Source organism: Nonomuraea sp. NPDC049784, from assembly GCF_040659615.1.
Lineage (GTDB): Bacteria > Actinomycetota > Actinomycetes > Streptosporangiales > Streptosporangiaceae > Nonomuraea.
Genome location: NZ_JBFAMX010000111.1, coordinates 1 through 25627, shown reverse-complemented (window position 1 = coordinate 25627; position 25627 = coordinate 1). Strand labels below are relative to the sequence as shown.

Here is a 25627-nt window from a genome sequence, read left to right as displayed (position 1 = left end):
GGAGATCGCCCGCAAGGCCGCCGTCATCCAGGCCGACCTGCGTGACGCCCGGCTGCGGCTGCTCGCCGACGACGTGTGCATCCTGCGTACGACGCTGGAGCGCGAGGCCGCCGACGAGGCCGCGATCATGGCCAGGCGCAACCAGGTGGAGACCGAGCTGGCCGAGGGCCAGCAGCGCGAGGCGGCGCTTGAGACCGCCGAGGCCGAGACGCAGCCCCGCCTGGCCGCCGCGCAGGAGACGTACTTCCGCCTCTCGTCGCTGCGTGAGCGCATCACCGGCCTGGCGCAGCTCGCCGCCGAGCGGCACCGCCACGCACTCGACGCCGCCGCCATCGAGCGCCGCGGCCGCGACCCCGAGGACCTCGAACGCGAGGCGGCCGAGGTGCGCGAGCGCGAGCTGATACTCAGGGCGGAGCTGGAGCAGGCGCACGAGCTGCTGGAGGAGGCCGTCCAGCGGCGGGCGGAGGCCGAGGCCGAGCTGAGCGCCGAGGAGCAGCGGCTCGCCCTGGCCGCCCGGGCCGCCGCCGACCGCCGCGAGGGGCTGGCCAAGCTGCGCGGGCAGGTCGATTCCGTACGGAGCCGGGCACGGGCCGCCGAGGAGGAGATCGGGCGGCTCCAGCAGGCCGTGGCCGACGCGACCCAGCGCGAGCGGCGCGCCAGGGAGGACCTGGAGGCGCAGCGGCTGGAGGAGCCCGCGGTCGATCCGGCGCTCGCTGAGGAGCTTGCCACGGCGCAGGCCCTGGTGGAGGAGGCCAGGGCCGTCGCCGACGAGGCGCGAGCCGCGGTGGAGGAGGCCAAGTCGGGCCTCGACGCGCCGCGCGCCGCCCTGCAGGCCGCCAAGTCCGGGGTGGTCACCGCACGAGCCGCCGACCAGGAGGCGCAGCGCTCCGTGGCCGCTCTGGTCGCCCGCCGGGACGCCCTGGAGCTGGGGCTCGCCAAGGGCGACGGAGGCGCGGCCCTGCTGGACGCGGACCTGGCCGGGGTGCTGGGGCCGCTGGCCGCCTCGATGCAGGTCACGCCCGGTGCCGAGCTGGCGGTGGCGGCCGTGCTGGGTCCCGTGGCGGAGGCGATCGCGGTCAAAACCCTGGACACGGCCGTCGAGGCGCTGGACTTGCTGCGCACTCAGGGCGGGGGCCAGGCGACCCTCCTGGTGGCCCTGCCGGCCGGTGCCGACGACGACCACCCGGGCTTCCTGGCCGACGCCACGGAGGACGCCGAGACGTCCGGTGGGTCCTTCTCACGCGGAGCCCCGCGTACGCGTGCCGCGGCTCCAGAGGGCGCTCAGTGGGCCGCCGACCTCGTCGCGGTCCCCGATCACCTGCGGCCCGCCCTCGACCACGTGCTCGCGGACGTCGTGGTCGTGGCGGATCTCGAAGCCGCACGCTCGGTCGCCGACCGCCACCCCGGGCTCAGGGCGGTCACCAAGGCGGGCGACCTGGTGGGCGCCCATCTGGCCAGCGGCGGCGCAGAGGGCGGCACCTCCGTGCTCCAGGTACGCGCCGCGCTCGACGAGGCCATCAGGGACCTGGAGCAGGCCGAGCGCAGGTCGGAGGAGACGGCCGAGGCGCTGGACGAGGCGATCGAGCGGGAGCACGCGGCCCAGGCGGCGCTGGAGGCCGCCCAGGCGAAGGTCAGCGAGGCCCAGACCGCCGTCACCACCGCCCAGGCGGGCGTGAGCGCTGCCCAGGGCACTCTCGACCAGGTCAGGGGCCGCCAGCGGGAGGCCGACCAGCGCAACGCCGCCGCCGCCAAGCGCCTGGCCCAGCTCGAGGCCGCCGCCAACGCCGCCCACGACGAGGCGGAGCGCCTCGCCAAGAGCGTCACCAGAGCGGAAGAGTCCCGTACCGAAGGCCTGGAAGAACTGGCCGAGCTGGAGATCCGCCTGGCCGAGGCCGAGTACGCCCAGGAGCTGGAGTCCGAGCCCACCACCGACCTCCGCGACGACCTGGCGAGCGCATGCGAGGCCGCGAGGCAGCGCGAGATGGACACCCGCCTGCAGGTCCGCACCGCCGAAGAGCGCGTCAAGGGCATCGAGGGCCGCGCCGACGGCCTCATGCGGGCCGCCCAGCGGGAGCGCCAGGAACGCGCCCAGGCGGCCGCCCAGCGCGCCAGACGCCGCCAGCAGGCGGTCGTGGCCGAGTCCGTCAGCAAGGGCGCCAGGCAGGTGCTCAAAGCGCTCGAGTCCTCCATCCAGCTCGCCTCCAGGGAACGCGACGAGGCCGACCTCGCCAGGGTCGCCGTCGACGCCGAGCTCAAGCAGGTCCGCCTCCGGGTACGCGAGCTCGGCCAGGAGCTGGACAAGCTGGTCAACCGCGTGCACGGCAGCGAGGTCGCCCGCACCGAGCAGCGGCTGCGGCTGGAGCAGATGGAGCAGCGGGCGCTGGAGGAGTTCGGGGTCGAGGTCGAGTCCCTGATCTCCGAGTACGGTCCCGAGGCTCCGGTCCCCGGCGATCCTCCCGTGCCGTACGTGCGCGAGGAGCAGGAGAAGCGGGCCAGGGCCGCCGAGCGGCAGATGAACCAGCTCGGCAAGGTCAACCCTCTCGCGCTGGAGGAGTTCGCGGCGCTGGAGGAGCGGCACGCGTTCCTCAACTCGCAGCTCGAGGACCTCAAGAAGACCAGGCGCGACCTGCTGACCGTGGTCAAGGAGGTCGACGACCGGGTGGAGCAGATGTTCGCCTCGGCGTACGAGGACGTGGCCGGCGAGTTCGAGCAGATCTTCACCAGGGTGTTCCCCGGCGGCGAGGGCCGGCTGGTGCTGACCGAGCCCAACGACATGCTGACCACCGGCATCGAGGTCGAGGCCAGGCCGCCGGGCAAGAAGGTCAAGCGGCTGTCGCTGCTGTCGGGCGGCGAGCGCTCGCTGACCGCCGTGGCGTTCCTGATCTCCATCTTCAAGGCGCGGCCCTCACCGTTCTACGTGATGGACGAGGTCGAGGCCGCGCTCGACGACACGAACACGCAGCGGCTGCTGACGTTGTTCGAGGAGTTGCGGCAGAGCTCGCAGCTGATCGTCATCACCCACAACAAGCGCACGATGGAGATCGCCGACGCGCTCTACGGCGTTTCGATGCGTGGCGACGGCGTGACGCAGGTGGTCAGTCAGCGGCTGCGCGAGCGCGAGTCGGCCTGACCCCCGCGCCGCGCCGGACCTCGAGGCCACTTCCTCCCACCCGAAGGACCGCGACCCCGGACGGCGGGGCGGAGGTTTCCTCAGGGAGCGGGCCCATCGGTGGGCGACCGGACCGTTCGAGGCCGGGCATGGGCTCGCCGAGGGCGAAGCGAGAGGCGCGAGTTGGGTCTGATCGGAGTGGCCTTGGGCATGACCATGCCGGTCGATCTGGAAAACTGACATCTTGTGGATGGTTACCTCGGCGTCATAGTGATCGTGGCCGTCGTCGCCCTGCTGGCGGCCGGCGGTCTTCTGCTGTACTTCAGGCCGGGTCGCAAGGCGGCCCCGCCGGTCAAGCCGCCAGAGACGCCCGTGCTTCCCGAGGAGAAGGAGAAGCGTCCCGCCGGACTCGGCGAGGAGGGCGAAGGCGCGACCACCACGCTCCCGCCGCCGGTCAAACCCGCCGAGCCGGCCGTCGTCAAGCCGGAGATCGAGGTGCCGCCGCCGTCCGCGGGCCGGATGGTGCGGCTGCGCTCGCGGCTGGCGCGCTCGCAGAGCGCGCTCGGGCGCGGGCTGCTCGAGTTGCTCTCCCGCGACCGGCTCGACGACGAGGTGTGGGACGAGGTCGAGGAGAAGCTGATCAGCGCCGACATGGGCGTCGCGCCGACGCGCACCGTCGTCGAGGACCTGCGTACCAAGGTCAAGGTGCTGGGCAGCCGCACTCCCCAGGAGGTGCGAGAGCTGCTGAAGCAGGAGCTGCTCGCCCAGGTCAACCCCGACCTCGACCGCACGCTGCACGTCCAGAAGCACGGCGAGCGGCCCGCGGTCGTGCTCGTCGTGGGCGTCAACGGCACCGGCAAGACCACCACCACGGGCAAGCTGGCCCGTTCGCTCGTCGGTGACGGCAAGAAGGTCGTGCTCGGCGCGGCCGACACCTTTCGGGCGGCGGCCGCCGACCAGCTCCAGACCTGGGGCGAGCGGGTGGGCGCCGACGTCGTGCGCGGCCCTGAGGCCGGCGATCCGGCCTCCGTGGCCTTCGACGCGGTCGCCAAGGGTATCGAGGAGAAGGTGGACGTCGTCATCGTCGACACCGCGGGCCGCCTCCACACCAAGACCGGGCTCATGGACGAGCTGGGCAAGGTCAAGCGGGTCATCGAGAAGAAGGCCACGGTCGACGAGGTGCTGCTCGTCCTCGACGCCACCACCGGCCAGAACGGCATGCGCCAGGCCCAGGTGTTCGCCGAGGTGGTCAACATCACGGGGATCGCGCTGACCAAGCTCGACGGCACCGCCAAGGGTGGCATCGTGATCTCGGTGCAGCGGGAGCTGGGGGTGCCGGTCAAGCTCGCAGGGCTGGGCGAGGGGCCCGACGACCTGGCGCCGTTCGACCCCGAGGTGTTCGTGGACGCGATCCTGGGGGACTAACCGGGACAATTCCGGTCATTCGTTAATTAGCGAAGAAATAGCCATTACCAGATAAACGTTGTTTTGCGCCATTTCTCTGTGTTGACATGTATCGGTCATCGCTCGATTCCGCGCAAAGGGGCGTACATGAAGAAGATCGTCGTTCACCGGCCAGGCACCGTGAAGCCGACCGCCGCGGCCTCGCCGAGGCACGGCCAGTAAGCCGCCCGGCCGGCGTCTCGTGCGGGGACGCCGGCCACCACGGAGAAGGGCCCCTGTGGACACGATCATCCTTGACGCCGACCGCCGGATCGGCGGCCCCTACACGTTCGCGGCCGGGCTCCTCGGCCACCTCGTCCCCCAGGCGCTTGAGCGCTGGTCCGACCTGGTCACCGCGTACGACATCGAGATCCGGGCCGCCGCGCCCGGCTTACGCGAGGCCGTGCCCGAGCGCAGGAGCTCGCTGGCCGGCAGTCTGCCCAGGGGGCAGCGCATTCTCGTGCCCGGCGCCCGGCGCAGCCTCCGGGTGGCGAACGGGCTGGCCGAGTTCGTCCGCGACCACCTGCGCCGCGCGGGTCCGCTGGCCGTGACCGTGACTAATCTGGGCGAGGCCGACCACACCGACGCCGAGCTGGTGGCCGTGCTGCGGCGCAGGGTCGATCCTGGGCTGCTGCGGATCGACGAGGGTCCGTCGGCCCCGAGCGCCGGGCCGTTATGTGAGGATTTTGACCGCTATCGCGACGAGGGCTTCCACCACGCCATGGCGGAGTCGGGCCTGGAAGCGCTGCGCGTCATGACGTACGAGGACGACCCGGAGGGCTGGCGGCACCTCCAGCAGCGCGTCGCCGCCGCCCTGGAGGCCATCGAGCGCGAGGACCAGGCCCGCGAGCTGTACGACAGGGCCAGGCGCCACAGCACCGACCCCAAGCATCGCGCCACCATCGGGTACGCCACCGCCATGATCCTGGTACGCCACCACGACCCGGCCCGGCGCGACCCCGAAGAGGCCCTGGCCTGGATCAACGAGGCGATCACGATCACGTCGCTGCTGCCGGACCGCCGTGAACGCGCCTTCCACCTCGGGTTCGACCTCAACGGAAAGGCCCTGGTGGAGGTGCGCAGGGGCCGTCACGAGGCCGCGATGGAGCTCGTACGGCAGGCCATCGACCTGGCCGAGGTCGACCTGGCCGGCGAGCACCCGATACACCGGCTGGTGCTGTACGCCAACAGGGCGCAGCTCCTGGCCATGGCGGGCAGGACGGAGGAGGCGCTGGCCGACTACACGCGGGCCGTCGAGGCCGACCCCGGCTATCCCGACTACTACCTCGAGCGGGGCAATCTGCTGCACCGGCTCGGCAGGCCGGACGAGGCCCTGGCCGACTACGAGGCGGTCATGCGGCTCAGCCCGCCCTTCCCCGAGGCGTACTACAACAGGGCCGAGCTCCGGTTCGCCTCGGGCGACCTCGACGGCGCCCGCGCCGACCTGGACCACACGCTCGAGCTGGACCCCGAGTTCGTGTCCGCGTACGTGAACCGCAGCGGCATCCATGCGGGGCTGGGGGACTACACGAGGGCCAGGGAGGACGTGGTGCGCGGGCTGGGGCTGACGCCGCGCGACCCCCACCTGCTGTGCGTGCTCGGGCAGGTGGAGCTGGCCGAGGGCAGGCACCCGGAGGCGCGGACCGCGTTCGACGGGGCGCTGGAGATCGACCCCGGGCTGGTGGCGGCCTGGGCGGGCCGGGCCGAGCTGGCCTTCGAGCGCGGTGACCACGACGAGGCGCTGGGCGACCTGACGCACGCGCTCGAGCTGGGGGAGACGGCGGAGCTGCTGTTCAACAGGTCCGTGGTCTACCGGGCCGCGGGGCTGGCGGGCAGGGCCAAGGAGGACCTGCTCAGAGCCGCGGAGCTGGCTCCTGATGACGAGGACGTCGGGCGGGCGCTCGCCGAGGTCTGACCCATGGGCAGGCGCTACTGGCTGCTGCTGAGCGCGTTCCTCGCCTCGTCGTTCGGTGCCTGGATCTATCGGCTGGCGCTCCCGCTGCTGGTCTACGACCTGACCGGGTCCGCGCTGGGCACGGGGCTGGTCTACGTCGTGGAGTACCTGCCGTACCTGGCGCTGGGGATGTTCGGCGGGGTGCTGGCGGACCGGCTGGACCGCAGGCGCGTGCTGGTGCTCGGCGACCTCGTCTCCGGGGCGATCACGATCGTGCTCGCGGTCATGGTCAGCGCGGGGGTGTCGCGGCCCTGGCCGATCTACGCGGTGGCGTTCCTGCTGGCCTGCGTCGATCCGCTGTACCAGCCCGCGTTCAGGTCGATCGTGCCCTCGCTGGTCGACGTGGACCGGCTGCCGCAGGCCAACGCCCGCATCCACATGGGCGAGCACGCGGTGAACATGATCGGCCCGGTGGCCGGCGGCGCGCTCGTCGTGAGCTTCGGCTACGAGGTCGCGGTCTATGCCGACGCAGGGACCTTCCTGGCGTCGGCGCTGCTGATCTGGTTCATCAGGACGGCTCCGGCCGTGGCGGTGGCCCGGGGGCGCTCGGTGCTCGCGGACATGCGCGAGGGGCTGCGTTTCCTCCTGCGCGGTGACAGGGTAGTGCTCACCACCGCGCTCACCTCCCTGGCCTGCAACTTCGGCGTCTGGCTGCTGCTGGCCGGCCTGGTCTACTACCTCAGCTCCTATCACGGCTTCACGCCGGGCGAGATCGGCGTCGTCTACGCCTTCCAGGGGGCGGGCGCGGTGCTGGGCGCGGTGCTCGGCAGTCGCCTGATCCGCCGGTACCCGCCGGGGCGGGTGATCTGCTGGGCGGTCTTCGCGGGCGGCCTGGCGATGCTGCTGATGATCGTGGCGCGCGGTCCCGCGCTGATCGGGCTCGCGTGGCTGGGGCAGTTCGCCGCCGCGGGAACGTCGATCGTGGCCACCGCGACCGTCCGCCAGCTTCTCGTGCCCAACGAGCTGCTCGGGCGGGTGCTGGGCACGGCCAGGATGATCGCTTTCCTGTCCATCCCGCTGGCCTCGTTCGCGAACGGGGTGTTCGAGTCCTTTGTGCGCGACGCGTACGCGCTGATGGCCTTCGCCGGGGCGAGCTGGATCGCCATCGCGGCGGCCGTGGCGTGGTCGCCGCTGCGGCGGGTCAGGCTCGAGGCCCTCCAGGATGCGAACGCGGCCCGATCGGAACCACCAGGGGAGTCCCCGCCACCGGATCCTCGATGACCTTGGCGTCCAGGTCGAACACCTCGCGCAGCAGCTCTTCGGTCAGCACCTCGTGCGGGGTGCCCGCGGCGATCACCTTGCCGGCGCGCATGGCCACCAGCCGGTCGGCGTAGCGCGCGGCCAGGTTGAGGTCGTGCAGGACCATGACGACCGTGCGGCCCGCCTCCTGGTGCAGGTGCCGTACGAGCTCCAGCACCTCCACTTGGTGCGCCAGGTCCAGGAACGTGGTCGGCTCGTCGAGCAGCAGCAGGTCGGTGCCCTGGGCCAGGGCCATGGAGATCCACGCCCGCTGCCGCTGGCCGCCCGACAGCTCGTCCAGCGGACGCTCCGCCAGGTCGGCCAGGCCCGTCATGTCCAGCGCGGCCGCGACCGCGCCCTCGTCGTCCGACGACCACTGCCGGTACCACGTCTGGTGCGGATGCCTGCCCCTGGCCACCAGGTCGGCCACGGTCAGCCCCTCGGGAGCGGTGGGCGCCTGGGGCAGCACGCCTAGGATCTTGGCGACCTCCCGGGTGGGGATCTTGTCGATGCGCTTGCCGTCCAGCAGCACCTCGCCGCCCTGAGGCCTGAGCAGGCGGCCCAGCGCGCGCAGCAGCGTGGACTTGCCGCAGCCGTTCGGGCCGATGATCGTGGTCACGGTGCCCGCCTCGATGGCGAGGTCGAGGCCGTCGACCACCAGCCGTTCGCCGTATCCGAGCTTGACGCCGGCGGCCTGCAGCCTCATTTGCGGGACCTCCAGATCAGGTGGATCAGGTACGGGGCGCCCAGCACGGCGGTGACGATGCCGACGGGCAGCTCCAGCGGGGAGAACACAGTCCTGGCGATCAGGTCGGCGGCGGCGGTGAGCACGGCGCCGACGACCGCCGAGCACAGCAGCGGCGGCTGGGCGGAGCGGGTAAGCCTGAGGGCGATCTGCGGCGAGGCGAGGGCCACGAACGCGATCGGGCCCGCGGAGGCGGTGGCCACGGCGGCCAGCAGCACGGCGGCCAGGATCATCAGCGCGCGGGCCAGGTTCGTGCGGACGCCGAGCGCGGCGATCGTGTCGTCGCCGAAGCGCAGGGCGTCGAGTGAGCGGGTGCCGAGCAGGGTCAGCGGCACGAGTACGGCCAGGGTCAGCGCCGTGGGCGTCACGTGCTCCCAGCCGCGGCCGTTGAGCGAGCCACTGATCCAGACCATGGCGCGGCCGGTGTCGTTGACGTCGCCGACGGTCAGGAGCCAGAACTTGATGTTCGTGAACACGGCGGCCACGCCGATGCCGACCAGCACCAGGCGGTAGCCGTCCAGGCCGCGCCGCCAGGCGAGCCCATAGACGATGGCCGCGCCGATCAGTCCGCCGAGCAGGGCCAGCGCGGGGATGCCGAGGGTGGCCAGCAGGCCGCTGGCGCCGCCGTACGCGCTGCCGCTGGCCACGACGCCGGCCACGACCGTCACGGAGGCGCCGGTGGTGACGCCGAGGATCTCCGGGCTGGCCAGCGGGTTGCGCGCGATGGACTGGATGATCGCGCCGGACAGCGCGAGCGCGGCCCCGACCAGGGCGCCGGTGAGGGCGCGCGGCAGGCGCAGCTCCATGATGACGAAGTGGGCGGCGCTGTTGACGTCGAACGTGCCCGCGACCACTTCCGGCAAGGTCATCGGGATCTCGCCGATGCGCATGTTCAGAGCCATGAGCAGGGCGATCAGGACGAGCCCCGTCAGGGTGACGGCGGCGCCGCGCAGCCGTACCCGCCAGGACAGGCCGACGAGGCGCAGGGGGAGAGCGGTCATCACAGTCGCACTGGCTTCCTGCGGCGTACGAGCGCGACGAAGAACGGCGCGCCGAGCAGGGCGAGCACCACGCCTACCTCCAGCTCTCCCGGCGGGGCCACCACGCGGCCGATCACGTCGGCGAGCAGCAGCAGCGCCGCGCCGACCAGCCCCGAGTACGGCAGCAGCCACCGGTGGTCGGTGCCCGACAGCGGGCGGGCCAGATGGGGCACGATCAGGCCCACGAACGCCAGCGAGCCGCAGGCCGCGACGGCCGCGCCGGACAGCAGCGTCACCGCGGCGACGCCGACGGTCCGGGTCAGGGCGATGTTCTGGCCGAGGCTCCTGGCCACGTCCTCGCCCAGGGAGAGCGCGTTCAGGCCGGGCGCGTTGACCATCGCGAGCACCAGGCCCACGAGGATGAACGGCAGCACCTGCCAGACCACGTCCGCGCCCCTGGCCGCGATGGAGCCGGCCTGCCAGAAGCGGAACACGTCCATCGCCTGCTCGTTCAGCAGCACGATGGCCGAGGTCAGGGCGTACAGCAGAGCGCTCACCGCGGTGCCCGCGAGCGCCAGCGTGACCGGGGTCGGGCCGCCCCTGCCGCCGACCATGCCGAGCGCGAACACCCCGACGCTGGCGATCAGCGCGCCGGCCAGGCCGAACCAGATGTAGGCCGGCAGGCTGGAGGCGCCGAGCAGGATGATCGAGGCCACCATCGCGAACGCCGCGCCCTGCGTGACGCCGAGCAGCCCGGGATCGGCGAGCGGGTTGCGGGTGTGGCCCTGCATGAGCGCGCCCGCCACGCCGAGCGCGATCCCGGCGAGGACCCCTAAGGCGGTCCTGGGGATGCGGAGCGAGCGGATCACGATGTCGTTCTCGGTCCCGGTGGGAGCGGTGAGGGCGTGCCAGGCGTCGGAGAGCGGCACGGACTTGGAGCCGATCGTGATGCTCAGCACGACCGCGACGAGTACGGCGGCGAGCAGGGCGAGCAGGATGGTGAGCCGCCTGTGCCGGAGGTCATGGAGGCGCGGTGCCACGGCGGTCGCACTCACCCATGCCCTCCTCAGCGTTTGCCCGATCCTGGTGAAGTATGCCAGCTTAGGCAGGGCTAACCTAATTTAGGGTTGCCTAACTTGCTGGGTTCTGGAAAGGGATCTGATGAGATCGTTGCGCGTGCTGGTCGGTGCTGTCCTGATAGCGGGGCTCGCCGCCTGCGGTTCTTCCGCGGCGGAGAAACCCGAGGCCGCCTCCTCCGCGTTCAGGACCGTCAAGCACGCGATGGGCGAGACCGTGATCCCTGCTCAGCCGAAGCGGGTGGTGGCGCTCGACCAGAGCTTCGTCGACGCGGTGCTCACGCTGGAGACGCCGGTGGTGGGGTACACGACGTACCGGTCGCTCGACGACAAGCTGCCCGCCTACCTGGGGACCGTCGCCGAGCAGTACGGCAAGGAGGCCACCCAGGTCGGCACGCTGGAGCAGCCGAGCCTGGAGAAGATCATGGCGCTCAAGCCCGACCTGATCGTCTCGGCCAAGGTCCGGCACGAGGCCCTGTACGACAAGCTGTCCAAGATCGCGCCAACCGTGTTCAGCGAGACCACCGGGGCCATCTGGAAGGAGAACCTCCGGCTCATGGGGCAGGCCCTGGGCAAGGAGCAACTCGCCGACACCAGGATCAAGGAGTACGAGGGCCGAGCGGCCAAGATCGGCGAAGCCGTCAAGGCGAAGGACGGCGAGATGCCGACGATCTCGGTCGTGCGGTTCGCCGGCGAGCCGACGGTCCGGCTGTATGTGGAGAACTCCTATTCCGGCCTGGTGATGAAGGACGTCGGTTTCCCGCGGCCCGAGGGGCAGCCGACCAAGCAGGACGCCATCGCGGTGGACGTCAGCCAGGAGCGGATCTCGGACCTGGACGCCGACCACATCTTCGTCGCGACATATCCGGATCCGTCGGCTGAGGAGCCCAAGGAGAAGTTCATGAACAACCCGCTCTGGAGCAAGCTCAAGGGCGAGAAGCACGAGGTCGAGGACCTGACCTGGATGACCGCGGTGGGGATCCAGGGCGCGCACGCGATCCTGGACGACGTGGCCAAGCTCTTCTCCGTGGACCCGGCGAGGACCTGAGGCCCCTTTACGAGCCGTTGAGGAACGTGCGCAGCTCCGCCAGGTGGGGGTCGATGTCGAGGCCCTGTTCGCCGAGCCACTGCGGGTTGCCGTACGTGCCGCGGTAGCGGTCGCCGCTGTCGCAGATCAGCGTGACGATGCTGCCCTGCTCGCCCGCCGCGCGCATCTCGCTGATCAGGTCCACGCAGCCCGCCACGTTCGTGCCCGTCGAGCCACCCACGTCCAGCCCTGTGACCTCGCGAGTCCAGTGCATGGCGGCGATCGAGCGGGCGTCGGGCACGGCGATCATGCGGTCGATGACGGACGGCTGGAACGAGGGCTCCACGCGGGGGCGGCCGATGCCCTCGATGCGCGAGCCGGGCGCGGTGACCGAGGTGTCGCCGGAGATCCAGCTCGGGTAGAAGGCCGAGCCCTCCGGGTCGACGACGGCCAGGCGGGTGGCGTGGCGGCGGTAGCGGATGTAGCGGCCGATGGTGGAGGACGTGCCGCCGGTGCCGGCGCCCACCACGATCCACGCGGGCTCCGGATGGGGCTCCATGGACATCTGGGAATAGATGGACTCGGCGATGTTGTTGTTGCCACGCCAGTCGGTGGCCCGCTCCGCGTAGGTGAACTGGTCCATGAAATGGCCGCCGGTCTCGGCGGCCAGACGGTGAGATTCCTCATAGATCGCGCGCGGATCCGCCACGAGGTGACATTTCCCACCGTAGAACTCGATGAGGTGACACTTCTCCGGTGACGTGGACGCGGGCATGACCGCGCTGAACGGCAGGCCGAGCAGGCGGGCGAAGTACGCCTCGCTCACTGCCGTGGATCCGCTCGACGCCTCCACGATCGTCGTGGTGGGGCCTATCCAGCCGTTGGACAGGCCGTACAGGAAGAGAGACCGAGCAAGTCGATGTTTGAGTGAACCAGTGGGGTGCACCGACTCGTCTTTCAAGTAGAGGTTTACACCCCAGTGCGAGGGCAGCGGAAAGACGTGCAGATGTGTGTCGCAGCTACGGTTGGCGTCGGCCTCGACCTTGCGTATGGCCTCCGCCACCCAGCGGCGCGTCCCCGGGTCGTGACGGTCCACGAAACTCATGCCTATACGCTATCCCATGTGACTCTCGCCACTATTTCCCAAAAAATGGGCGGCTAGTGTTATGATAATGAGACTTGTCCGGCCGTGGACGTGATGACACACGCCGCGAGCAGATGGACGGAAACCCCCTCTGACCAAGGCGGATCTCTAACGCGTCCCTTACCTGGGACTTGCCATGATGGAATCCGCCCGCAGGCGGCTTGTGCCGGAACGGGGGATAGCGCAAGGGGGAATGAATTGATCACTATGACCGATGAGCAGCGTCAGGACTGGTTCGAGCGCGATGTCGTGCCCGTGACGTCGCAGCTGTTCGCCTCCGCCATGCGCCTGACCCGCAACGCCGCTGACGCGGAAGACCTGGTACAGGAGACGGTGGCGAAGGCGTACACGTCGTATCACCAGTTCCGGGAGGGCACGAACCTCAAGGCGTGGCTGCACCGGATCCTCACCAACAACTTCATCAACGACTACCGCAAGAAGCAGCGCTCGCCCAAGCTGTCGGCCGCCGAGGACATCGAGGACTGGCAGCTGCACGCGGCCGAGTCGCACAGCTCGACCGGTCTGCGCTCGGCCGAGACCGAGGCGCTCGACCGGCTGCCCGACAGTGTCGTCATGAACGCCCTGCGGGCGCTCCCCGAGGACTTCCGCGTGGCCGTCTACCTGGCGGACGTCGAGGGGTTCGCGTACAAGGAGATCGCCGAGCGCATGGGCACGCCCATCGGCACCGTCATGTCCCGCCTCCACCGGGGCCGCCGCCAGCTGCGCGGCATGCTGGAGGAGTACGCCCGCGAGGAGGGCGCCGTCCGGCTCCCCGCCCAGCGCGCGGCCTGAAACCCCGTCCCCTAGGACCTCATAGTGAGATGAAGGCGGACGCGTAGCGCGCCGCCTTCATTGCGCAGCTCGACGAGATCGCAGAGCTGTCGGCTGATCCAGAGCCCGTATCCCCGAGGGGATTCGGGCTCAGCAACCCCGAGGTCTCCACCCCTGAGACGACCGGCCCGGCCGCCTTGTGGTGCTGTGCGATCTCCCAAGCGGCTTGGCTATCGCTCACTCGTTCGATCGGCCGTTACTCTTACGGTCACCATGCCGGCGCGGCAACCGAATCTCCGAGGTTCTGGGTTCATGCCGGCCGCCCTGGCGTAGTCGCTGACGGTCCGGCGCAGCCGCCTCAGCTCGCGGGCGGTGAAGGGGATCGTCCGGGCGTCGTCGCCCGGCTCCGCAAGGGGCGCGCGGTCGCCGTTCAGCACCAGCTCGTGGGGCTCGACGAAGCGGGTGCTCGCCGACTCGCCGTCCGCGCCCAGCTGGGCTCGCAGATGACGAGGGTGCGGCGGCCGCGCGTGTACTCGTGGTAGGCCGCCAGAGTCCGGTACGGGTGGCCGTACCACGTGGTGGAGACGTCGATGCGCCCGGCGTCGGGGCCGAGGGCGTCTTTCAGCAAGGAGAGCTTGGCCGCGCACGTGATCACCAGCACGTGCCTGCCCTCTGCGAGGGCGGAGCGCACATGTGGAACGGCCAGGCGGAGAAACGCCTCATCTGAGTCGTACGGCACCGCGATATGCCGTAGCGACTCGCCATCGGAACGTGCCCGGCCAGGGCGCACGGGCGGAACGTAGCAAGCGCTAGAGGGGCTGCGCAACGGCTATCAACGCCACCGCCCCCAGCGCGCAGGCCACACCGGCCACCTGGATCGCCCGCAGCCGCTCGCCCAGCACCTGCCTGGCCAGCAGCAGGGTGCTCGCGGGATAGAGCGAGACCAGCACGGCGACCAGGCTGAGCAGGCCGTCCTGCTGGGCCAGCAGGTAGAGCACGTTCGCCGCCATGTCGAGCACGCCCGCCGCCACGATGATGTGCAGCGAGCCCGGGCCCGGTTTCAGCGTCCGCCGCGTGGCCAGGGCCAGCATCGCCACGACCGTCACCGAGGACAGTCTGGCGCCCACCAGCGGCCACAGGCCCGCCTCGTGCGGCGCCATGGCGAGCAGGATGAAGAAGCCGCCGAACCCGGCCCCGGCGGCCAGCGCGACCAGCACCGAAGTGACCGAGCCGCTCCGTTCGGCGGACTTGTCCTGGCTGACCAGCAGCACAGCGCCCAGCGCCAGGGCCACGCCCACCAGCGCCCAGAACGCGGGCCGCTCGCCTGTCGCCAGCCCGAACATCACAGGCAGCGCCGCGGAGGTGACGGCGGTCGTGGGGGCCACCACCGACATGACGCCCGTGGCCAGCGCCCGGTAGAACAGCACCAGACCGGCCGCGCCCGACAGGCCCGCCGCCAGGCCCCACGACAGGGCCGGCGTGCTGGCCGTGCCCGGGAGCAGCGGCAGCAGGCCGAGGATCAGCGCCAGGCCCGCGAGCTGCGACAACACGACGACGGACAGCACTTGAGAGCGCCGCGTGGCCAGGCCGCCGAAGAAGTCGGCCGTGCCGTACACGACCGCGCACGCGGCCGCCAGGATCACGGTCATCGGTAGCCCTCCGGTTCAACAGGTTGCACTCTTAGTACAACACAAAGAGTACAGTTCATTGCAAATGGAATTCACTAGACTGCACTGCGTGGAAGATCCGGATCTGATCAACCAGGCCATCGCCAACAACGTGCGCGCCCAGCGCTCGCACCGCGGGCTGACGCTGGACGCGCTGGCCGCCAGGTCTGGGGTGAGCAGGGGGATGCTCGTCCAGGTGGAGCAGGGCAGGACCAATCCCAGCGTCTCCACGCTCACCCGGATCGCCTCCGCCCTGGGCGTCACCGTGGCCAGGCTCGTCGAGGTCGCCGACGTGCCCACGGTGCGGATCGTGAGCAAGGCCGACGTGGTCACGTTCGACCAGGGAGATGTGCAGGCGCGGCTGCTGGTCGGCGCGGACGTGCCGATGATCCTGGAGCTGTGGGACTGGCGGCTGGCGCCCGGCGAGCACCACGACGGCGACGCCCACCCGCCGGGCACCCGCGAGATGCTGACCGTGCTGGACGGCGAGCTGACGCTCACCGTGTACGGCAAGAGCTATGTGATCGGGAAGGACGACGCGGTGCTCTTCACCGCCGACCGGCCCCATCGCTACGCGAACGGAGGTGAGGAGGACCTCAGATTCGTGATGGTGGTCGCGGAGCCGCAGGATACCCACGACCAATGACAGGCGCGGGACCCGAGGGCAAGCTTCTTGGAAACGCCATGGAAAAGGTTGGTCACACTCGGTAACCTGTGCGTCAAGTGAGGCTCGCGTGACAGGAGGTGTGCGATGGCGCTTTGTAAACAGGTCACCGGGCTGGGCGCGCAGGCAGCCGTGCGGGCGATCGCCCCCTGCGCCGGCCGGCACGCCACGAAGCTCGGCGCGGCGGGCGCTGCGCCGCCTCGTGAGGCGTGAACACACTGAGAGCAGGCTGCCGCCGGCCTCGGTCGATAGCAGTTGGCGATTACTCCCTGTCTTGGACGGCTGATGCCCGTTGCTGGGTACATCCCTGGTGTACGGCGGAGCGTCGGCAGGGGGTGGCGTGTGAGTGAGGCCCGAGCGGCGACGGAGAAGCTCCAAGTGGAGCTCCATGGTCTGGGCGTCACCAGCGCGTACGAGGTAGGCGATGGGGAGACCATCTCTGTGTGGATAGGCCTGGTAGTGCGGTATAGAGATGGTTTTTACCGTTGGCAGGAAGGGTCGGCGAAACGTCGGCATCTGGGTACGGATCCGGTTGGATGTGCCATACGCGTGGCGCGCCGTTGCAAGGAACTGCAGGCCGATATCCCACTCTGGTGGGACGACCTGGCCAGGGAATTGCGGGGGAAACCGGCCCAGGACTATCCGTAAGCCCCCGCGCGCGGCGTTTCGGGGGGAACCATGCGCGTATGGGCTCTGCCGCTGGCCCTGCTCGTTGTGGCGCTCTGCGTCACCTATTCGGTGGCGCGCCGCCGGCAGCCTGAGGCGCCGATCGTGCCCATCAGGCCGGCCGCCGTCAATCCCGAGGCACTGGCCAGACGACTGATGTCGATCCAGGGGGCCGGCTGGCCGCGCAGCCGTAAGTTCGACTGCTCGAAACTGAAGTGTGTGGCCCTGACCTTCGACGACGGGCCGGGCGACTACACCGACCGGCTGCTCGACATGCTGCACAAGGGTGACGTCAAGGTCACCTTTTTCGTCGTCGGGCAGATGGTGGCGGCCGACAAGGACGGCCGCATCATGCGCCGCATCGTGGACGAGGGCCACGAGCTCGGCAACCACTCATGGAGCCATCCATCGCTCACGGGGCTGTCACCCGAGGAGCTCAAACGGCAGCTCCAGCACACTGAGGACCTTGTGGAGAAGCTGACAGGGGTGCGGATGCGGGTGATGCGGCCGCCGTACGGGTCGACGAACCACGATGTCGCGGCGGAGACGCGCCGTGAGGGGCTGGCGCAGATCCTCTGGAGCGTGGACACGCTCGACTGGCTGAACCGCGTGCCTTCCCTCGTGGCCAAGCGGGCCGGCGAGGCCAAGCCCGGTTCGATCGTCCTCATGCACGACATCCACCGGACCACCGTGGAGGCCGTGCCTGCCCTGCTCGACATCCTCCAGAAGAAGGGCTATACGTTCGTCACGGTCTCGGAGCTGTACGGCAAGACGCCTTCACCTGGGCGGACGTACACCGAGCGCTGATGTCCGTCGTGCCCGTGGGGCGTGGCACCCTTGGGACATGGGTTTCAGCGGCTTCCCTGACGAGGCGTTCCTGTTCTACGAGGGGCTCGAGGCGGACAACTCGAAGACCTACTTCGCGCGGCACAAGCACCTCTATGAGGACGCGGTCCGGGAGCCGATGCTCGCGCTCACGGACGAGCTGGCCCCGGAGTTCGGGTCCGCGCACTCTTCCGGCCCTATCGGGACGTGCGCTTCTCCAAGGACAAGTCGCCGTACAAGACCCACCAGGGTGCCTTTGTGGACCTTCAGCCTGGGATCGGGCTTTACGTTGAGGTGAGCGCGGCAGGGCTGTTCACGGCGGGCGGCTTCTACACGCAGGCCACCGACCAGGTGGCCCGCTATCGGGCGGCCGTGGACGAGGACCTGTCGGGCAAGCCGCTGGAGTCGATCACGTCGGCGCTCGTGGCCCAGGATTACGCGCTGTACGGGGAGCGGCTCAAGACCAAACCGCGGGGCTTCACGGAGGACCACCCGCGCATCGAGCTGCTGCGGCACAAGTCGCTCTACGCGGGCATACAGTTCGAGCCGGAGCCTTGGGTGCACACGGCGGAGGTGCTCACGCGCGTGACGCACACGTGGCGCGCCTACGCCCCGCTGGTCGACTGGCTCTGCACCCACGTCCGCGGCAGCGAACTCCCCCGCCGCTGAGCCACCCGGGCCCCACCGGCCATCAGCCCCCGGGCACCTGTGGGGTTGCCCCGGGGGTGATGAACGGCCGGAAAATCTCAGGCGCGCTTGGCGCGGGCCGCGGCGCGACCGCGCGTGGCGGCGTCGAGCACGACCTTGCGGATGCGCACGGCATCAGGAGTGATCTCCACGCACTCGTCCTCGCGGATGAACTCCAGCGCCTGCTCCAGCGAGAGGACGCGCGGCGGGATCACCTTCTCCGTCTCCTCGCTGGTGGAGGAGCGCATGTTGGTGAGCTTCTTCTCCTTGGTGATGTTCACGTCCATGTCGTCGGACCGGGAGTTCTCGCCGATGATCATGCCTTCGTAGACCTCGGTCGTCGGCGAGACGAACAGGGTGCCGCGCTCCTGCAGGTTGAGCATCGCGAACGCCGTCACCGGGCCGGACCTGTCGGCCACCAGGGAGCCGTTGTTACGGGTGCGCAGCTCGCCGAACCAGGGCTCGTAGGAGTCGAACACGTGGTGCACCAGGCCGGTGCCGCGGGTCTCGGTGAGGAACTCCGTACGGAACCCGATCAGGCCGCGCGCCGGGACCACGAACTCCATCCGGATCCAGCCGGTGCCGTGGTTGGTCATGTGCTCCATGCGGCCCTTGCGCACGGCCAGGAGCTGGGTGATCGCGCCGAGGTATTCCTCCGGGCAGTCGACCGTGAGGCGCTCGACCGGCTCGTGCACCTTGCCGTCGACGGTCTTGGTGACCACCTGCGGCTTGCCCACGGTCAGCTCGTAGCCCTCGCGGCGCATCTGCTCGACCAGGATGGCCAGCGCCAGCTCGCCGCGGCCCTGGACCTCCCAGGAGTCGGGCCGGTCGGTGGGCAGCACGCGCAGCGACACGTTGCCGACCAGCTCCTTCTCGAGGCGGTCCTTCACCATGCGGGCGGTGACCTTCGAGCCCTTGACCTTGCCGACCAGGGGCGAGGTGTTGGTGCCGATGGTCATGGAGATGGCCGGCTCGTCCACCGTGATCAGCGACAGCGGGCGCGGGTCGTCGGGGTCGGCGAGCGTCTCGCCGATCATGATCTCGGGGATGCCGGCGATGGCGATGATGTCGCCGGGGCCCGCCTCCTCGGCCGGCTTGCGCTCCAGCGCCTCGGTCATGAGCAGCTCGGTCACCTTGACGCGCTGGATCGTGCCGTCGGTGCGGCACCAGGCCACCTGCTGGCCCTTGCGCATGACGCCCTGGTGGATCCGGCACAGCGCGATGCGGCCCAGGTAGGAGGAGGCGTCGAGGTTGGTGACGTGGGCCTGGAGCGGGGCGTTCGGGTCGTACGTCGGCGCCGGGATGGTCGACTTGATGATGTCGAACAGCGGCTCCAGGTCCGGCGAGTCGGGCATGCCGCCGTCTTCGGGGCGCTCCATGGAGGCCCGGCCCGCCTTGGCGGAGGCGTAGACGATCGGGAAGTCGATCTGCTCCTCCGTGGCGTCGAGGTCCATGAACAGCTCGTAGACCTCGTCCACGACTTCCTTGATGCGGGCGTCCGGGCGGTCGACCTTGTTGATGCAGAGGATGACCGGCATCTTCGCGGCCAGCGCCTTGCGCAGCACGAAGCGGGTCTGCGGCAGCGGCCCCTCGGAGGCGTCGACCAGCAGCACCACACCGTCGACCATCGACAGGCCGCGCTCGACCTCGCCGCCGAAGTCGGCGTGGCCGGGGGTGTCGATGATGTTGATGGTCATGCCGCCGTGCTGGACCGCGGTGTTCTTCGCGAGAATGGTGATGCCCTTCTCGCGCTCGAGGTCGTTGGAGTCCATGACGCGGTCGTCGACGTCCTGGTTCGCGCGGAAGGCCCCGGACTGCCAGAGCATGGCGTCGACCAACGTGGTCTTGCCATGGTCGACGTGCGCGATGATCGCGATGTTCCGCAGGTCGTCGCGGCTGTTCAAAGGCATGATGACGTCTCGCTCTATGTGAGGTGGGGTCGGCCGCGCGAAGTCGCGACTACATAAGTCTAGTTGATCCCCCCTAATGCCAGCGCGGCGCACGGCGAACGGCAGGGGGATGCTGGCCTACATACTGGGGACCCCCTTGTACGCATGGGAAACTTCACGTACATAGCGGGTTGCACAATTGTGCGCATGGCAAGCGTGGCCTGCGTCCCTAGATTGACGGCATGACGTGGACAGAGCTGGTCATGGCCGCGGCGCCGACTCAGGGGGATCAGCCGGCGGTCAGCGACGTCAGGACCGGCGAGGTGGTGTCATACTCCGCGTTCGTCAGACGCGTCACCCGTGCCGCGGCGGGCCTGCGCCTCCAGGGCCTGAAGCCGGGTGACCACGTCATCGTCAACGTCCCGCTCGGCGCGACGCTGCCCGTCGCGGTCCACGCCGTGGCCTGGGCGGGCGGGGTCGCGGTCCTCGCGGCCTCGGGGGCGGCCCGCTTCATGATCACGCAGCGCGATTACGACTCCGCCGTGGCGGAGGTCGAGCAGGTCTTCTCGTTCCAGCCGGTGGCGGGGGCGAAGCCGTTCAGCGAGTTGATCGGCGACCGCACCGTCGAGTTCGGCCCGTTGGCGGGCCCCGCGATCATCGACGGCGGGCGGACGTTCCGCCACGACACGCTGGCGGGCGACCTGCGTAAGCTCGCCTCCCGCCTGGTGATCGGCAAGGACGACGTCGTGATCAGCGCGGTGAGCGAGCCGTTCAAGGGCCTCAGGGTGGTCGATCTGGCGATGACGGCGGGCGCCCACGTCATCGTCGCCCACGAGCCGAGCCTGATCGGCTGCCGCGTGCTGGCCGCCGAGCGCCGGGCCACGATGGTCGTCGCGCCGTATGACCTGGCCAGACGGCTGCTCGGTGACCCCGTTCTGCGTGTCGTCGACGAAAGGGCGATCGTGAGCTCGCTCGGGCTGTGAAAAGTGCGACACTGTGGGAGAGTGTGATCCTTCAGCGACGCAGGGTGACCACATGCCAGAGCCCCCCAGGCAGCACAACCTTCCCGCTGAGCCCAACCGGTTCGTGGGCCGCGAGCGCGATCTCGATGACCTGCGCGGACTGTTCGGCGAGACCCGCGTGGTCACGCTGTGCGGGGTCGGAGGCATCGGCAAGACCCGGCTGGCGCTGCGTGTCGCCGCGAGGCTCGTGCCCGCGTACCCCGACGGCGTCTGGCTGGTAGAGCTGGCCAAGGTGCGCCGCCCGGAGCTGGTCGACCAGGAGGTCGGCCGCGTGCTCGGCGTGTGCGAGGAGGCGGGCCGCCCGGTGTTCGCCACCGTGGCCGACCGGCTGCGCGATCTGCGGTGCCTGCTGCTCCTCGACAACTGCGAGCATCTCATCGACAGGTGCGCCGAGGTGAGCGCGGCACTGATCGCGGCCTGCCCGCGGCTGAGCATCCTGGCCACCAGCAGGGAGCCGCTGCACATCGCCAGCGAGCTGATCTGGCGGGTGCCGCCGCTCGACCTGCCCGACACGGGCGGTCCCGACGCCGAGTCCGTGCAGCTCTTCATGGACCGGGCGGCGGCCGCCGGCACCAGGCTGGGCCCCGACAGCCTGCCCGACGTGGTGCGCCTGTGCCAGGCGCTCGACGGGCTTCCGCTCGCGCTGGAGCTGGCCGCGGCGCGCACGAGCCTGCTCAGTCCCGGGCAGATCGCCGACCGCATCGACGACCGCTTCTCGCTGCTCACCACCGGCGGCCGGACCGCTCCCGCCAGGCAGCGCACGCTGCTGGCGGCCGTCGAGTGGAGCTACGACCTGCTGTCCGAGAAGGAGCAGGTGCTGCTGCGCAGGCTGTCGGTGTTCCCCCGGGACTTCGACCTCGACCTCGCCGAGCAGATCTGCGCAGGGCGGCCGATCTCCGGGGCGGAGATCGTCGATCTGCTCGGAGGGCTGGTCGACAAGTCCCTGGTGCTGTGCGACGAGAGCCGCAGGCGCTACTGGCTGCTCGAGACCATCAAGCGGTACGCGGTCGAGCGCCTCCAGCAGGCCGGCGAGCGCGAAGTCCTGCGCGAGCGGCACCTTCACGTGCTCTGCGAGCTGCAGGAGCGCCACTTCATGACCGAGATGGTCGAGCAGGGCGTGTCGTGGGCGCGCCGGCTCGAGGCGCTGACCATGAGCAAGAGCCTCGTCGACGACCAGCGGGTGGCACTCGACTGGGCGGCCGAGTCCGGCAGCGTGCTGCTCGCCCTGCGCCTGTGTGCCAGCAGCACGGGCCTGCTGCCCATCTGCGGCAACCTGACGGAGATCGTCACCTGGGTCGAGCGGCTGCTCTCGCTCGACCTGACTCATGTGCCGCCCGAGCAGATCGCGCAGGCCAAGGCGTACCTCGCCTACGGCCTGGAGGCCAGAGACGAGCTGAGCCGCGCCCTGGAGCTGGCCGAGGAGAGCCTGGCCGGGATGTCGCCGTCCAACGCGTACGCCCGCTGCGTCATGCACAGCCTCATCGTCGTCGTACTGCTGCGCATGGGCAGGTCCGAGGACGCGGTGCACCACGCTGAAGAGGGCCTGACCCTGGCCACCCGCTCGGGCGACGCGTGGAACCAGGCGGCGGGGCTGGCCGGGCTGTCGGCGGTGGCGCTGACCCGCGGCCGGCTGCGCGAGGCGCAGCGGCTCGGCGAGGAGGCGCTCGCGCGGGCCCGTGAGCACGGCCATCGCTGGATCATGGCCAGGACCGCGACCCAGCTCGGCGCGGTGGCCGAGTTCCGCGGCGACCTGGTGACCGCCAAGGCCCAGTACGAGATGGCCGTCCCATGGCTGAGCGAGATGGGCAGCGACCTCGATCTGTCGCGCTGCCTGGCCAGGATGGGCAGGGTGGCGGCGTTGCTGAGCGAGTTCGCCACCGCGCGGGAGTGGCTGGGCGCCAGCCTCGCCCTGGGCAGGGAGACCGGGCAGCGGCAGGGTGTGGCCCGCTGTCTGGTGGGGCTGTCCGTGCTGGCGGAGTGCGAAGGCGATCTGGAGGGCGCCGTGCTGGCCGCCGGCGCGGCGGCAACGCTTCGCGAGTCGATCGGCCAGCAGTCGTCCACGATCAGGATCGAGGAGCTGCTCGGCCGGGCCCGCACCAAGCTGGGCGACGTACGCGCCACCTCGCTGTGGTCGCAGGGGCGGGCGATGAGCCCAGACGACGCCGCCCGCCGCGTGCTGGAGGGCGAGCGGATGACGCAGAGGATGCCCGTGGCGGCCGAGCCGGTCAAACACTCGCTGCTGACCGCACGTGAGCAGGAGATCGCCAGCCTGCTCACCCGGGGGCTGTCCAACCGGGCCATCGCGGCCGAGCTGGTGATCAGCCCCGCCACCGTCGCCCGGCACATCGCCAACATCATGGAGAAGCTCGGCTACACGTCGCGGGCGCAGATAGCGGTGTGGGCCGCCAAGCACCCGAGCCCTCCGGACTGACGATCCTCAGGGCGTCCCGGCGCTTCGGCGCGGGTGTGTAGGCGGCGGGCACGGCGAGTGTGTGATGGTGCAGGCGCTTCTGCATAAGGATCTGCATATTCCGCCCCATGTACGCACGAGACCCCCTCCCTACCGTGGGCCACATGGATGAGCGGATCGTCATGGTGGACTCGGGCACGGGCCTGAAGCTCACCGAGGAGCAGCTGGACGAGAGGTCCGCCGTCGCGACCGTCCAGCTGCGGCGCAGAGGTGTACGCGCGGGTGACGCCGTGCTCATCTGCCTGCCCGTCGGGCCCGACCTGCTGGTGGCGACCGACGCGGTGATCGCCGCGGGAGGCGTCGTCTGGCCGCTGCCCCCCGAGCTCGACGCGGGCGCCCTCAGGGACCGCATGCAGGCGAGCGGCGCCCGCGTGATGATCTCCGATGTGCCGCAGGCGCTCGACGCGGCGGACGAATCACGCGTAAGGGTCGTCATGAGCGTCGCGGACCTCGGCGCCCTGCATTCGTATCCAGACAGTAACGACTCTGCACGGAAAGTGACCGCATCAGACCCTGAAGCGGTGGAGACTATGCACCGGATGTGATCCTCCCGCGACCTGTTTGGGCCCCCACATGACCGCGCAAGTCCTGCACAATCTCCCCGCTGAGCCCAACCGTTTCGTCGGGCGCACCCGCGATCTGGCCGAGCTGGCGGCGCTGCTCCACGAAGAACGCGTCGTCACGCTGAGTGGCGTGGGCGGCATCGGCAAGACCCGCCTGGCCCTGCGCGTGGCGGCGCAGCAGTCGCACCATTTCGCCGACGGCGTGTGGCTGGTGGAGCTGGCCCGCATCGGCAACCCGGCGCTGATCGTCAGCGAGATGGCCGAGGTGCTCGGTGTACGCGACGAGGTGCCCGGGCGGCTGCTCGACGGCCTGCGCACGCGCCTGCGCGGAGCCGGCGCGCTGATCGTGCTGGACAACTGCGAGCACCTGGTCGATCGCTGCGCCGAGCTGGTGGCCGACCTGATCGCCGAGTGCCCGGAGCTGCGGTTCCTGCTCACCAGCCGCGAGCCGCTGCACATCCCCGGCGAGCTGATCTGGCGGGTGCCGCCGCTGGAGCTGCCGGATGAGCGGCATCCCGAGGCGGAGTCGGTGCTGCTGTTCGTGGAGCGGGCACACGCGGCCGGCGCGCGCGGGGTGACGGGCAGCATGGACGACGTCGTACGCCTGTGCCACGCGCTCGACGGCCTGCCGCTCGCGCTGGAGCTGGCGGCGGCGCGCACCAGCCTGCTCGGCCCCGGCCGCATCGCCGATCGCATCGCCGTTCGCAAGGGCGGCCGCTTCAGCCTCCTCACCACCGGCGACCGCACGGCCCCGGCCAGGCAGCGCACGCTCCTGGCCACCGTCGACTGGAGCCACGAACTGCTCCTGCCCAAGGAGCGCGTGCTGCTGCGCAGGTTGTCGGTCTTCGCCGGGCTGTTCGACCTGGGCCTGGCCGAGCGGGTGTGCGCCGACGGCGGCATCCTGCGCAAGATCGACCTGCTCGACCTGCTCGGCGGCCTGGTCGACAAGTCGCTGGTGCTCCACCACGCCGCCGGCCGCTACCGCCTGCTGGAGACCATCAAGCATTACGCCGCCGAGCGCCTGGACGAGGCCGGAGAGGCCGGGCGCCTGCGAGACAGGCACCTGAAGGTGATCTGCGAGGAGCTGGAGCGCGGCCACGACGCGGCCTCGCTCGACCGCAGGAAGCCGTGGCAGGAGCGGTTCGCGCACTTCACCGAGGGCCGTGCCCTCCTCGACGACGCCAGGAACGCGGTGGACTGGGCGGTGGAGAGCCGCGACCCGGCGTCCGGGCTGCGCCTCGCCCGCGTCGCGCTGGCGATGCTGGCCGCCCGCGGCGACCTGGGCGAGACCGCCGCCTGGCACGAGCGGCTGCTCGCGCTCGACCTGTCCGGCGTGCCCGCCGACGTGGTCGCGGTGGCCAAGGGCGCGCTGGCGTACGGGCTGGAGCTCGCCGACGAGCTGGCCGGCGCGGAGGAGCTCGTCGTGCGGAGCGTCGAGGAGCAGAAACGGCACCCGTACACGCATTGGCTGGGCATGACGTACGGCGTGGCGCTGACCGTGTTCTTCCGCACCGGGCAGAGCGAGAAGGCACGGCGTTACCTCGAGGAGCTGGAGGCGGCGGCCACCGCCCACGACGACCTGTTCAACCTGGCCACGGCCAGGATCGCCCAGCTCAACCTGGCGCTCTTCCGCGGCCGGCTGCACCAGGCCCAGCGCTACGGCGAGGAGGCGCTCGCCCTGGCCAG

The 25627-nt window shown here is 70.5% G+C and carries 20 protein-coding genes and 1 pseudogene; 14 read left to right on the top strand and 7 right to left on the bottom strand.

Going from position 1 to position 25627, the window contains the following annotated elements:
• The 4 genes from AB0J09_RS23320 to AB0J09_RS23305 all read left to right on the top strand — a co-directional run.
• A partial coding sequence (locus tag AB0J09_RS23320; RefSeq protein WP_360694626.1) for an AAA family ATPase occupies window positions 1-3130 on the top strand: 3130 nt, incomplete at its 5' end.
• 225 nt (window positions 3131-3355) lie between these two features.
• Window positions 3356-4534 carry a signal recognition particle-docking protein FtsY gene (gene ftsY / locus AB0J09_RS23315; protein ID WP_360694623.1) on the top strand — a complete coding sequence of 393 codons (1179 nt, stop codon included), beginning with the start codon at window positions 3356-3358 and terminating at the stop codon, window positions 4532-4534.
• A gap of 256 nt (window positions 4535-4790) precedes the next feature.
• On the top strand, window positions 4791-6467 hold the full coding sequence (locus AB0J09_RS23310; RefSeq protein WP_360694621.1) for a tetratricopeptide repeat protein: 1677 nt from the start codon (window positions 4791-4793) through the stop codon (window positions 6465-6467).
• Window positions 6468-6470: 3 nt separating this feature from the next.
• On the top strand, window positions 6471-7727 hold the full coding sequence (locus AB0J09_RS23305; protein ID WP_360694618.1) for an MFS transporter: 1257 nt from the start codon (window positions 6471-6473) through the stop codon (window positions 7725-7727).
• Here AB0J09_RS23305 and AB0J09_RS23300 read toward each other — a convergent pair.
• The 3 genes from AB0J09_RS23300 to AB0J09_RS23290 are packed head-to-tail and all read right to left on the bottom strand — an operon-like array spanning window position 7648 to window position 10525.
• The gene (locus AB0J09_RS23300) at window positions 7648-8451 is read right to left on the bottom strand and encodes an ABC transporter ATP-binding protein (protein WP_360694616.1); all 804 of its coding nucleotides are present in this window, start codon (window positions 8449-8451) and stop codon (window positions 7648-7650) included. The two genes, AB0J09_RS23305 and AB0J09_RS23300, sit on opposite strands and share 80 nt — an antisense overlap.
• Window positions 8448-9491 carry an iron chelate uptake ABC transporter family permease subunit gene (locus tag AB0J09_RS23295; protein WP_360694613.1) on the bottom strand — a complete coding sequence of 348 codons (1044 nt, stop codon included), beginning with the start codon at window positions 9489-9491 and terminating at the stop codon, window positions 8448-8450. Before AB0J09_RS23295 ends, AB0J09_RS23300 begins: the two co-directional genes overlap by 4 nt.
• A complete protein-coding gene (locus AB0J09_RS23290) occupies window positions 9491-10525 on the bottom strand; it encodes an iron ABC transporter permease (protein WP_360694610.1) in 1035 nt (344 codons plus the stop codon). Before AB0J09_RS23290 ends, AB0J09_RS23295 begins: the two co-directional genes overlap by 1 nt.
• Window positions 10526-10631: 106 nt before the next feature.
• Between AB0J09_RS23290 and AB0J09_RS23285 the strand changes: the two genes are divergently transcribed.
• Entirely contained in the window at window positions 10632-11594 is a 963-nt protein-coding gene (locus tag AB0J09_RS23285; RefSeq protein WP_360694607.1) for an iron-siderophore ABC transporter substrate-binding protein, read from the top strand.
• 7 nt (window positions 11595-11601) lie between these two features.
• Here AB0J09_RS23285 and AB0J09_RS23280 read toward each other — a convergent pair whose 3' ends face one another.
• Entirely contained in the window at window positions 11602-12678 is a 1077-nt protein-coding gene (locus AB0J09_RS23280; protein WP_360694605.1) for a PLP-dependent cysteine synthase family protein, read from the bottom strand.
• Between the two features lie 246 nt (window positions 12679-12924).
• Here AB0J09_RS23280 and AB0J09_RS23275 point away from each other — a divergent pair, with 246 nt between their 5' ends.
• Window positions 12925-13509 carry a sigma-70 family RNA polymerase sigma factor gene (locus tag AB0J09_RS23275; RefSeq protein ID WP_360694601.1) on the top strand — a complete coding sequence of 195 codons (585 nt, stop codon included), beginning with the start codon at window positions 12925-12927 and terminating at the stop codon, window positions 13507-13509.
• A gap of 409 nt (window positions 13510-13918) precedes the next feature.
• Here the strand turns inward: AB0J09_RS23275 and AB0J09_RS23270 are convergent, their stop codons facing one another.
• Together AB0J09_RS23270 and AB0J09_RS23265 are read right to left on the bottom strand one after the other, a co-directional pair.
• The gene (locus AB0J09_RS23270) at window positions 13919-14227 is read right to left on the bottom strand and encodes a hypothetical protein (RefSeq protein ID WP_360694598.1); all 309 of its coding nucleotides are present in this window, start codon (window positions 14225-14227) and stop codon (window positions 13919-13921) included.
• Between the two features lie 70 nt (window positions 14228-14297).
• Entirely contained in the window at window positions 14298-15137 is an 840-nt protein-coding gene (locus AB0J09_RS23265) for a DMT family transporter (protein ID WP_360694595.1), read from the bottom strand.
• A gap of 88 nt (window positions 15138-15225) precedes the next feature.
• On the opposite strand from AB0J09_RS23265, the gene AB0J09_RS23260 reads away from it, so the two are divergent.
• The 4 genes and pseudogenes from AB0J09_RS23260 (at window position 15226) to AB0J09_RS23245 (ending at window position 17979) form a co-directional block, all read left to right on the top strand.
• The gene (locus AB0J09_RS23260; RefSeq protein WP_360694592.1) at window positions 15226-15801 is read left to right on the top strand and encodes an XRE family transcriptional regulator; all 576 of its coding nucleotides are present in this window, start codon (window positions 15226-15228) and stop codon (window positions 15799-15801) included.
• 105 nt (window positions 15802-15906) lie between these two features.
• Entirely contained in the window at window positions 15907-16032 is a 126-nt protein-coding gene (locus AB0J09_RS23255) for a hypothetical protein (protein ID WP_360694590.1), read from the top strand.
• A gap of 465 nt (window positions 16033-16497) precedes the next feature.
• Window positions 16498-17292 carry a polysaccharide deacetylase family protein gene (locus tag AB0J09_RS23250; RefSeq protein WP_360694587.1) on the top strand — a complete coding sequence of 265 codons (795 nt, stop codon included), beginning with the start codon at window positions 16498-16500 and terminating at the stop codon, window positions 17290-17292.
• 37 nt (window positions 17293-17329) lie between these two features.
• Window positions 17330-17979: pseudogene (locus AB0J09_RS23245) on the top strand (DUF2461 domain-containing protein).
• 77 nt (window positions 17980-18056) lie between these two features.
• Here the strand turns inward: AB0J09_RS23245 and typA are convergent.
• On the bottom strand, window positions 18057-19907 hold the full coding sequence (gene typA / locus AB0J09_RS23240; protein WP_360694584.1) for a translational GTPase TypA: 1851 nt from the start codon (window positions 19905-19907) through the stop codon (window positions 18057-18059).
• A gap of 221 nt (window positions 19908-20128) precedes the next feature.
• Here typA and AB0J09_RS23235 point away from each other — a divergent pair, with 221 nt between their 5' ends.
• The 4 genes from AB0J09_RS23235 to AB0J09_RS23220 form a co-directional block, all read left to right on the top strand.
• Entirely contained in the window at window positions 20129-20869 is a 741-nt protein-coding gene (locus AB0J09_RS23235; RefSeq protein WP_360694581.1) for an AMP-binding protein, read from the top strand.
• 52 nt (window positions 20870-20921) lie between these two features.
• Window positions 20922-23339 (top strand): LuxR C-terminal-related transcriptional regulator, encoded by a 2418-nt coding sequence (locus AB0J09_RS23230; RefSeq protein ID WP_360694578.1) that lies wholly within the window; start codon window positions 20922-20924, stop codon window positions 23337-23339.
• A 143-nt stretch (window positions 23340-23482) separates the two neighbouring features.
• Window positions 23483-23923: an AMP-binding protein gene (locus AB0J09_RS23225; protein WP_360694575.1), complete on the top strand. Its 441-nt coding sequence runs from the start codon at window positions 23483-23485 to the stop codon at window positions 23921-23923.
• 28 nt (window positions 23924-23951) lie between these two features.
• Window positions 23952-25627 (top strand): LuxR family transcriptional regulator (locus AB0J09_RS23220; protein ID WP_360694572.1); only part of this gene is annotated, 1676 nt, incomplete at its 3' end.